The organism is Mesorhizobium sp. M7A.F.Ca.CA.004.04.2.1, from assembly GCF_004022825.1.
Taxonomy (GTDB): domain Bacteria; phylum Pseudomonadota; class Alphaproteobacteria; order Rhizobiales; family Rhizobiaceae; genus Mesorhizobium.
Map to the genome: position 1 here is coordinate 1 of NZ_RZPH01000091.1, position 10,696 is coordinate 10,696.

The following is a 10,696-nucleotide window of genomic DNA, read 5'->3' on the forward strand; positions in this document are numbered from 1 at the left end:
ACCCCGCCATAAGCGGAAAGGTGAATCGGAGCATCTCCGTTCCCGTTCGCCGGACCAACCTGCGTATAGGGGATCAGCTCATGATCGATAGAGACTGCCTCGTGGCGCGTGACCACCAGTCCGGATGCATCGAAATTCTCCGGGCTGCGCTTCAGGATTGCTGAAGCGCTGAGAGACGGCGCGGCATTCAGATCGAACAGCAAGAGCTGCGGCGGCGTGATCGGATCCTGAGCACAGATCAGGACCTCTCCATTGGTCTCGTGAACTGCCGCATCGAATGACCAGACGTCGACAGTACCTTCGGCGGGCAGGGTGTTCAGGACTCGGCGCGTCCATTCCTGGTGGCCGGGAGTGAACATCTCGAAACGCGGTGCGAGATTGACGAGGTAAGAGATAATGAGCTTCCCGTCATTCCAGAAGAATGACTGCATGGAGCGCCTTTCCCCTGGTTGAAACAGGGTCTCAAAACGGCGTCCGCCAGCGAGGAAAGAGGAAAGCGAGATGACGATCAGCGCGTCGGCGGGATGGGTGGTGCCTCCCACCGTCCAGGGCTTGCGCGGCCTTACCGCCAGCCAGTCGCCGAAGACCCGCCACGACGCGTCGCGAGGAAGATCGATCTGCCTCCTCGGCCCGCTCCTATCGCCGATCCAGCTGATCTTCTCGAAGAAGGCCGGCTGCTCGATGAACCAAAGGCGCTCGCTGCGGCCGGTGCGGTCCGAATGACCAGACACTTGGAAGCTTTCGAACCCGGCCTCGAAGATTGCCGGCGTGGTGAGGGGATCCGCGTCACGCTTCCACAGTCGAACGGTGCGCGCATAGCCGGAGCGGGTGGCCATGCCATTACCAAGCGCACTGGAAAGCAGAAGCGTGTCAGGGTCCAGCCAATTAACGTAGCCTTTGGCCTCGGGGAGGTTGAAGCCGTCGGCGACAAAGCTCAGAGAGATCAGGTCGAATTCGCGATGCACGACCGCGTCGCTGCCGCCGCGCGACAGGCGCAGAACGGCTCTTTCCCGTCTCTCCGGCTCGATGGACGCGCCGTCCCAGATCCAGTCCTCTCCGTCGCTAGCCGCGAGAGCATCCAGATCGAGCAGTAGCTCCCATTGGGGATCCGCCTTCATGTAGGCGGCAAGGGTGGTCCGGCGCCACAGTCCGCGTGGATTACCGTCATCTCGCCAGTAATTGTAGAGGTACTGACTACGGCGCGCGATCAGGGGAAGATTGTCGCGATTGTCGAAAATGGCTGTCAGAGCCGCGCGGTCGCGCTCGAATTGCGCTCCACCGAAGTGCTTCAGGGTCTTTGCCGATTGGCCGGCGGCCCAGGCAAGTGCCCGCTCGCCCTCTACATCTTCAAGCCAGACATAGGGATCGTCGTCGGGAGCATCCAGCGTTGGACGGACATCAAATGCGTTCATGTCCGGACAGCCTTCAGAAAGAAGGGATAGAGGCTTCCGTCGGCTCGGGAACGCTCAGTGCTGGTAGCGGCGCCCACATGTTCGAAAAGCGTGATCATTGATGAGTTCTTCCAGTCGGTGCGGCATCGCAGTGCTTTTGCGCATAGGGACCGCAACCGTCGTGCCAACTGGGAAAATCGTTTCGGAACAACGCGATCGCTCTGGAAGCGTTGTGTCACATGTCCGACATCGTCGAGAATCCGACAACGAGTGCTCCTCCTAATCACCGGATCAACCTCCGGCGCCAGGCGGTGACACCGTGCAGAACTCGAGCAGTGAAGCTCATTGGTGAACCTGGTTGACGCCCAACATCTTCGCTCTGGAGCGCTTCACGCACACGGATTCATGGCAGACACCATGATGCGATCGATGCGGTTAGAGACCAAGCTGGCTGCGCCTGTGAGTTTCAGCCGCCAGCTGGAAGCAGCTGAGTTCTGAGGAGAAGGGTGGGGCACCCCTTGGGCGACCTGATGGTTGCCCAAGCCCTGCCGCAATCTTGGCCTGCACCGTCCCCTGGGTTGCTGTCGATCAAGCCAGGAAGCTGCATTCGGGCGAACGCATGGGGCTGGTCCCCATGGCAACTTGGGCTGATGTGGGGCCGTCCGATATGCGATACGAGGGTCTAGGATAGGGGAGCTCGGGCTCGGTAGTATCTCAGCGAGACGGCTAATGGTCGACGAAGTCTTCCTGACGCCACGCATTGGTATGCCGCAGCAACAGGGGCAGTGCGGGCGCAAGTCTGGTTGTGAAATCGGCTGCTACAGGGGCATGCCGCGCTTCATCTCCATACCGTCAGCGAAGAAAGCGCGGCGCGAGCATCACCAAAGAGAAGCGGCGCGCCGTTCGTTTGCGGTCCACTGACCAGTCGGCTTCACCTGTACAACACGGGCTGGCATAGCGTGAAACTGAGCCTCCAATGGCGGAAATTAGCTTATAGCATCCGGGCTACGACAACCTGCCCACAACCAGCGTCGAAGCCACCGCCACGCCACCAAGTCTTCAGGGAACGTCCTGAACGGAACCCAGCCGGGCACTCCTATCAAAGCGACCCCCTTCGCATGCTCAGGCCGCGCTTGCTGTCGCTGCGCGGGACCGACAGCCTGCTTCTGCCCTGCACAGTGCCGACGACACATGCTTCGACGAAATGGCGTCATCGAGGTCGGGTGGCTTCGGCGCCGGTGCTTTGCCAAATTGCATGATGTTTGGACGTCCGTGGGGGCGGGCAAGGGGGCACAGTCGTGCCTGCAGTTCTCGTGACTGGCGCGGTCGAGGCTGATGGGCGGGATGAACGATCATATGACTGCACCACTGGTATGACGCCGCGCGAAAGGGCATGGGAGTTTTTGCGCCGCAATCCAGCATTCCAGCGTGAGGTGACCGCTGCAAGCCAGCAGGCCAATAGCTGGTCTTACCAACCCTTGCTTGACCTGGTCGCGTCGGCCGGCGACCTGTTACGCTGGGGTGTTCTGTTTCGCCGAGTCTTATGGGCGAAATTCGATCGTTTTTGGTTCCGCTCTGGTGCGTCCATGTGTTGCCAGTCATTGCAGAACATCTGCCAGCATCGTCGGAGACAACGCCGTGCGAACTCTTGGCATTGCCAGGTCGTGCGACGGTCCTGCCTGGCGCCCGGCAAAGGCCAACATGTTCTTCTTCGCAATGCCGAGCATACGCTCCAGCTCGCCGTCTCTGGCGTGGATATCTTGAGCCTGTCTGTCTCCGAACCGAGGCGATCTGGCCCGCGAGCTTTTGAGGCACCGCCTGAGGGCGGCTCGAGTGCCTCAATGCTCTAAGTGTGGGTCAACGTCTGCCTGCCCGCTGAATTTGGCACGCCTTACACCTACGTCACGACCAAGACCTTCCTGTTGCACTTCGGCCTCGACACACTGCGGGATTTGCCCGATTTCGAGGCGATTGAGGTTGCCGCGCTGCTCAGCAAGGAGAAGCTGCTGGCGGGCGATACTCCCATCGGGCTGGTGAGTGGTGGAGGAGGTGAGGAGCGACACTCCAAGGCCAGGACGGGCTAGCGCAGCAGATACATGGAAGTAATATGAGCGGTTGAGAGTCGAATCAGGGAACTATGCGATCACTATCGATAAGAGGTGGCAATATCGATCGTGATTGTATCGGGCCACTCTACGGCGAAGGAGGCGGCAACTTGTGTCTCCGACCCGAAACGATTACCTTGCGGCCATTATGAGCAAGCATTTGGCATCCGTCTTGACGACCGTGAACGCGCCCTGCAGCGTACAGCTGGACGACGCGGCGCTGGCCGATTGCTTTGCGGATCTCGATTTGGCCAAGCAGCATCCCGCTCATGTCAGCGCCTTTCTCGGCGAGGTCCCTCTCGCCCAGCAAGTCGAGTTCGCAACCGCGCACCACATTCGCGGTCGACGAGATGAAGGCTTTTGCCGCCAAGTTCTCTGCCTGGTCCGGCGAAAGCTATCCGCTCGCCGCGTAATGGCTGGACATGATAGCCGACGCCCGTCCGAATGGCGGCGGCTTTTTTGTATTATATCGACCTGATCGGCCAGCTTCGCGGGAATGCCGGGGCTACGACTTTGAATGGTCATTTGGCGGCGGAACGGCTATGATGATCCAGATCGGCCATCGCGAAAGCCACGACATCGATATCTTCCTCGACGACCCTCAATTGCTCGGTCATCGACCATCCAAAAGCCACCTGCACTTTGAAACGATGCCGTCCGACTATTTGGGGGACGGGCTTCGGTTCCAGAAATTCGCCTTCGAAGACGTTGGCGAAATCGACTTCATCGTTGCCGGAGCGCTAACAACGAAGCCGTTCTAGACCCGCGTGGTGGAAGGCAGGACCGTGCGGCTCGAGACCATCCCGGAAATCATCGCCAAGAAGGTCTATTACCGGGGATTTCGGAAGCCAACCCGCGCGACATCTTCGACATCGCCGCCGCAGCCCGGTCGCAACTGGACGAGGTCGTCAACGCTCTGCGTGCGCTCCCAGAACAGGTCGCTCGAACCAGACAGCGGATGGAAAAACTCAACAATGAATTCGTCGGCCGCGCCATTGCACAGCTGATGATCATGCCCTGACTACGAAGCGTCGCCGCCGACAGTCTGGACGCAGCGTTCGCTGTGCTCGACGAGGTGTTGTCATCACTCAAAGAACCTGACCCCCACGACCTAGCGACCAACCGAGGGAGGGGAGGGGTTTCTCAGAGCCCGGACGCCTTGGTGAGGTTGGTCCGGAATCTGCCGCGCCTCCGCTGATATTTGCGGGTCATCTCGGCCGAGGCATGGCCGAGCTGCTTCTGCACGTAACGCTCCTCGACGTCGGCCGACGAGGCAAGTCCGGCGCGCAGCGACTGGCCCGAGAACAGCAGCGCCCGTTACCCTTCCGGGAGATCGGAGGGGACGCCGGCGGCGATCGTCACCTGCTTGACCAGGCGGGCGACGTGCTTGTCGGAGAGCCGTTCGACGTCGACGGTCTTGTTGTCCTTGAAGATGCGGCGGAACAGGGGTCCACGTGCGATGCGGCCAAAGCGGATCCAGCTCTCGAGCGCGACTACGGGGTAGGTGTGGTCGCTGGAGCCGCGGCCGACCTCGACCTCGCGCCAGCCGGTCTTGCCGCGCAGGGTGACCAGCAGCCCTTGCCGTCAAAAATCTTCGATCCAGCCGGCGCCATCGCTGTTGTCGTCGCGCATGACGTCGAGACCGACGATCTCGGAGCGCCGCAGGCCGCCGCCACAGCCCAGGAGCAAAATAGCGCGGTCGCGCAGGCCCTGAGGTCGTGGCCGAGGGTGGCGATCATCGCCAGCAGATCGTCGCCAGGACCGCCTCTTTTTGCCGCGGTGGCTTTTGCGTGCTTGCGCGGCGAATGCCGGCAAGAACCGTATAGATATGCCGCTCCGCGCGGGCCAACGGCCGGCCGCGCTGGGTAAAGTTCCAGGCGAGGCCGGAAAGCCGCCGCTCGATGGTCGCAACCGAAAGGGCAGGGGCGCCACGCTTCGGATCGCCGGCGGCGGTGCCCAAGGCACAGGCGCTGATATTGAGCCTGATCACCTTCGAGCCCGGAGGCAGGGGATCGAAGCCAGCGCGCCGGCACCAGGAGGAAAAATGCCGCCAATCCTTGGGGTAGGCGTCGCGCGTGTTCTCCGAGGTGGCGTTGTAGCCCCTCGCGGTCTCGACCAGTTCCTGGACATGCGCCGGGACTCTTTGAGCCGGGTCTCCATCTCCTTGTAGAGCTTGTCAAGCTCGCCATCGACTGGCTTCAGGTCGTCGATTGAACATTGCGTCATCATAGGCTTTGTGCCTTGTTGTAGCAGGCATCGTCCGTTCGCGCGGCGGACACAGACATCACCGTCGCTGAGCCGAGAACGACGGTAAAAGAAAATGCACTCACTGACTTCATAACCAATCTCTTTTGCGGGTGATTTAGAAACGGACGCCGAGCTTGGCGCTGAACCCGTGTGTCTGGGCATCCGAGGCGATCTGTCCCTGATAGGCGATGCCGAACGTCGCGTTCTCGGTGATGTTTACGTCCAGCCCAGCTTCGAGCAGAGCTGCGTTCTTTGCGATCGGCACGCCCTTGATGGCGAAGGAGGAACCGCCAGCAAAGGCAAGAGCGGTATCCGGCCTGACGTCGCCGAAGGCGTGGCGCCAGCCAAGACCGCCGCGCGCGGTAGCAGTCACGGTGCCGAGGGTCAGTACCGTCGACGCACGCAGACCTAGCGTGGTAAACGCCGTGTCGCTCGAGCGATCCCCGCTCGACAAGGCGGCTGCGCCGCCATTCTCGGTGAAGCCATCGGCGTCAAAATTCACATAAGCGAGATTAGCGTAGGGCTCGAAGGAAGCCCAAGCCGTATTGATACGGTAGCCGAGCTCGCCAAAGGCCTGGAACGTGCCGGCGTCGTAATCGGCCGAAAGGCTGTCGGCGAAGCCTGAAAAGACCACGGACCTGCCGGTCTCGATGCTGTGCCAGGTATAGGCAAGGCCGGAACGAAAACCGAGATTGCCGTTCTGCGTGCCGGCAAAAAGACCGAGATGGTAATTCTCGCTCGAGCCCGACGACGCGCGATTGTCCGCCTCCAAGGAGGTATGGCTGTAGCCGCTGATGAGGCCGAGCCGCCAGCTTTCGCCGACAGCCGCGTCACCGCCAGCCAGAAAGCCGCCTGTCGAGTGATCGAGACCGGCGGCATTGCCGTCGCTGTCGAGATGACCCCAGGCGCCGAAGCCACGGCCCCATACGGCGAAATTCTCACTCGTTGCCGGGGCCAGTTCCAGACCACCCAGCCCATAAGTCATCACCGGAACGCTGGAGGCACCGACGCCGTCGAACGCCGCACGGATCCGTTCGCTCGCGGCATCGCGTACAGAATGACTGTCCTCGATGAGGCCGCTATGAATGGAAGCATGAACCTCGCCTGATAGCATATCGAAAGCGTTGCGGGCTTCCGGCGCCGTCAGGAACAGGATGTTGTCCTGGATCGGATTACCGCTTCCAAGCGCCTGAGCCGCTGCGGCGACCGAGCGTTGATTGAAGGTGCTGGCAACATCGGCAAACGCCGTCGATGTGCGGCTGATATCGAGATAGACATTGTTGGCATCGTAGACGAGCTGGAAATCGACGAAGGGCGTCGCGTCTGTCGCCAGAGCCCCCGTCAGCCCGCCATAGGTGCCGCTTACGCCGCCTGCTGCGGAGAGCAGAGTATATCGGGCATCGACCGATAGCGTTCCCTGCCGCAGCAGCTCGATCTGCGCGCCGCTGTCGATCGCCGCTACTCCGCCAACATCGATGAGATCGGACGACCTTGCGAGGTCGACCTGATAGATCGATCCGGACTGCTGCGCGAAATCGCCCGTGACAGTCAGTGTGGTGACGATCCTGCTCGGATCGGTCGCACTGCCAGGAGCGACCGTGCCGCCCTCGGAAATGGTGACCGCACCGTAGGTGCCGCCGCCTGCGACGACACCGCCGCTGTTTGCGATAGCCGTGCCCCCGATCTGCCCGTCATTCCCGAGAAAGCCGGACGTGGTCGCATCATGGGAAAGCACACCTGTATCGGCAAGCAGCAATCCCGCGCCGGAACCGACCGTCGTCATGCCGGAAAAATTGTTCTTTCCGCTCAGCGTTTGCACGCCACCGGCAACGAATAGTTTGCCGCCCATATTATTGTTATCAACGTCGAGGTCGTTGATGCTGCCGGCGAACGTGTCGTTCGAATCCGTTAGCACCAGGGTACGCTTGCCCAGCTCGACCGTTCCGCTGCCACTCAGGCTACGAATACGGGCATCGTTGTAGGCGTCGGAGATTCCCCAATAGTCGCTGCCATTTCCATGTTCGGAGATATCGAACGTGCCGTCTGCAACGACTTTCGCTGACCGTTGGATGTTGCCGAGCCCCGCAAGCGAGAGATAGGCATCCTGAGCAATATTCGTCTCGCCGGTGTAGGTGTTGACATTCGTCATCCGGACCACCGTCTTTGTATCAAGCGTCAGCGATCCGGAGCCGGAGACGACACCCGCTATGCCGAACCCGCCCTCATTCCCCATGCTCGTCGTTATCCTGCTCAGACCGGTCCCTTCGGGTGCGGATGAATCGGTAGAGAAGTTGCTGGCAGTGACGAAATGTGACGTATAAGCGGTATACTTCTTCTCCAGATCGAAAATGACCGATCTGTTTTTGAAGAAGTCAAGACCGGCAACAAAACTGGTCTGGTCATTGGGTTGTTCCGTCGTGCCGCTGGTGTAGGTGAAGTCGATATTGTCCAGCCTTACCGGATCGCCATCCGTTCCTGCGATTGTAACGCTCGGGATGTTGCCCGATGCGCTTACGATCTCGCGTTGCTCATTTCTCCGAACATTTTTAAGTTTGACGCCCGCATCCTGAAATTGCTTCAGCATCGCATCACTGATCTCCAGACTGCCACCGCCCGGTGTGCCGGTGTCGAGCAATACCGCGGTCTTGTTGGGGTCGGTGATTGGTGGGGCTCCATCCTTAACCGTGTACTGCAGATTGTAGCTGCCTTCGTATTCGGTCGAGGCATTGGCGCCAGAGCCAGGAAAATTCTGATAAGAATCCTGATCTTTTTCCTCGGGTTCTCCCCATGGCATGGCATTAGTATATTGGGCCCGGAGGCTTGGATTGAGGTTGACAATCGTGCAGGGGGAACAGCCAGGCGTTTGGTCGCTCTCGGAATCCGGATTCACATTGGCGGAGACCACGTAGCCAGACCTGGTGACACTGCCCATCATGCCCCAGACACTTGTCTTGCCAAGAAAATCGCCGGCCCCGAATGTACCTGCGAAATCGCCGCCTTCGTCTGCCATCTTGCCAGCGGTCATTTTCGCCCGCTGCTCCTTATCGGCGTGATAAGGTTCTTGGAGATCCTGACCATACATATCTTTAAGTCCATCCGTCACGGATCCCGGCGTGCACTTAAGATTGTTGTCCTTGCAATACGCATGGGTATAGACAAAATCGAGAATGCGAGCAGCCCGGTATTTCTTATCGCTTACAGACGGCCCGTCGATTGTTATCTTTTGATCTGGATCGACATATGTAAATTTATCAATTTCCCCGTTCTGAAGCTTATTACCATACGTTCCGTCCCCGTACGTATATACGTAAGGCGTGTCGGCAATCGGGCGGACCCCGGTCACCTCTGACCCGATCTGCGTGTTGAGCTGGTCCGAGCCCGTGTCGAATACGTATCGCTGCGCGTTGCCATTGTTGATCTTGGCCCAGATGCCCAGGCGGTCATGGCCTTCCCCGACATACTCCAGCGGGATCGAAATCGGGTCGTCGGCCAACGCTTCTCCAGTTGGAAATGCTACCAGACCCACCCCGAGAGACACAGCCGGCAGGAATACCGTCGTCATCGCGGTGGTTGCCGCCAGAAAGTTCTTTGTCCCGAAACAAGCCTGCATACCTGGTCCTCGAAAAAGTCTCGCAAACTGATTGATCATTGGAACGGCCTCCTGAATTGTTTAACGAGACCCTTTATGGCGGCCCTGGCTGACAACAGCCTGAAAGCTGCAAGCGGCATGCGAAAATGGGGCGATCCTGAATGACGACAGATGCTGTCAACACTGGAAGAGTGCTCGGCCTGAAAGCTGAGCACGCTTTATGCTCAGGCTGCTGACAAGGCCAAAGCAGCGTAAGTGCGGAGTGAAATCCAAGGTCCACATGGGTCGTCGCTCTTCCCGTGCGCCTGGGAAGGCGCCGGCCCGGCCAAGCTTTCCCAGATCGTCCGGATGGCGCACAAGATACCGGTTCAGGTCGATCGAGATGGAGGCCGAGGCGTATGCCAAGGCGGTCGACTGCCTGACGAAAGATCAGAATGCGTCGCTGGCGCTCTACGATTTCCGCCGGCAGCGAGCTCAGTCTCCTGCCGGGCATCCGTGTTTACTGGCGACGAGACACAAGATGTGCCCAAATTGCCACCAGACCGTCACCTGCGATGAGTTTCGGCAACTGATTTTGTCCTTTCAATCGTCGCCACTTCCTGGCCGCGGCCAACATGGGCCACTCGAAGGCAGCAGACTGGCGGCTATATGGACGGGCTGTGAGCCCGAACCGGAGACATTGGCGAAATCTACGATCTCTATAGCAACGTCAAGGAGAAGCGCGAGGTGTTGCAGATGTGGTCAAATCACATCGAATGGCTGATCAAGCAGGCTGCGGATGACGCTCTGGCGGCGTAGCTGCTGGCATGGGCGGAAGATGCGGCGCAACAATCGTCAGAGCCTCATCGAATTGGAGATCATGCTTGACCAGCAAATGCGCGGCCAATGCTTCGATGGCCGACCAGTGATCGAGTACTAGCCGGGCCGTGCGATCTTCGATCCGCCTCCAACGGGGGCGGCGCGGCATCAGGAACCGCAACTCACCATAGATTCGCTTGGCATCCGCGTAGTCGCTGCTCCCCTCATTCCCATCGGACGCATTCATCGCCATATCGCGCGGGTCCAGATAGCCTTCGAATGCGGATTCTGCAAAAGGACCTGCCAGACACGCAACTATCTCCCGGATCGCATCATCGCGTTCCAAACATCGATCCATATCGTCCTCGAAAATCGGCTTTCGCTTCGAGGTGAATCCTTGCGCTGAATAAAAACCCGCGCCTTCGACAACACCACCGCACTCTCCGTCACCGACGTCGGGGTAAATACTAACACTTGAGAAAGCAGGGAGTTCACGGTCGTCGTCGAACGTCTGACGGTGCAAAACGATGGCGGCCACCGCGTGCCCGGCTTCGTGATGCGCCACA

Annotated in this window: 6 protein-coding genes and 2 pseudogenes; 3 read left to right on the forward strand and 5 right to left on the reverse strand. The window is 59.7% G+C overall.

Annotated features, from left to right (window positions below; translation table 11 throughout):
- Positions 1-1,412: prolyl oligopeptidase family protein (locus EN893_RS06645; RefSeq protein WP_164900737.1), on the reverse strand; the 1,412-nt coding region annotated here is incomplete at its 3' end.
- Positions 1,413-2,120: 708 nt separating this feature from the next.
- Here EN893_RS06645 and EN893_RS06650 point away from each other — a divergent pair.
- Together EN893_RS06650 and EN893_RS06660 are read left to right on the forward strand one after the other, a co-directional pair.
- A complete protein-coding gene (locus EN893_RS06650) occupies positions 2,121-2,312 on the forward strand; it encodes a hypothetical protein (RefSeq protein ID WP_127266638.1) in 192 nt (63 codons plus the stop codon).
- 968 nt (positions 2,313-3,280) lie between these two features.
- A pseudogene (locus tag EN893_RS06660) lies at positions 3,281-3,475 on the forward strand (SMC-Scp complex subunit ScpB); the annotation flags it as partial.
- Between the two features lie 109 nt (positions 3,476-3,584).
- On the opposite strand, the gene EN893_RS37970 reads toward EN893_RS06660, so the two are convergent.
- Positions 3,585-3,866: a hypothetical protein gene (locus EN893_RS37970; RefSeq protein WP_164748801.1), complete on the reverse strand. Its 282-nt coding sequence runs from the start codon at positions 3,864-3,866 to the stop codon at positions 3,585-3,587.
- Positions 3,867-3,918: 52 nt separating this feature from the next.
- On the opposite strand from EN893_RS37970, the gene EN893_RS06670 reads away from it, so the two are divergent.
- Positions 3,919-4,257 carry a nucleotidyl transferase AbiEii/AbiGii toxin family protein gene (locus EN893_RS06670; protein ID WP_126063908.1) on the forward strand — a complete coding sequence of 113 codons (339 nt, stop codon included), beginning with the start codon at positions 3,919-3,921 and terminating at the stop codon, positions 4,255-4,257.
- A 382-nt stretch (positions 4,258-4,639) separates the two neighbouring features.
- Here the strand turns inward: EN893_RS06670 and EN893_RS39040 are convergent.
- The 3 genes and pseudogenes from EN893_RS39040 to EN893_RS06685 form a co-directional block, all read right to left on the reverse strand.
- Positions 4,640-5,639: pseudogene (locus EN893_RS39040) on the reverse strand (tyrosine-type recombinase/integrase); the annotation flags it as partial.
- Positions 5,640-5,858: 219 nt separating this feature from the next.
- Positions 5,859-9,392, reverse strand: a complete 3,534-nt coding sequence (locus EN893_RS06680; RefSeq protein ID WP_127268434.1) for an autotransporter domain-containing protein — start codon at positions 9,390-9,392, stop codon at positions 5,859-5,861.
- A gap of 703 nt (positions 9,393-10,095) precedes the next feature.
- On the reverse strand, positions 10,096-10,696 hold a 601-nt coding region (locus tag EN893_RS06685; protein WP_164900738.1), incomplete at its 5' end, for a hypothetical protein.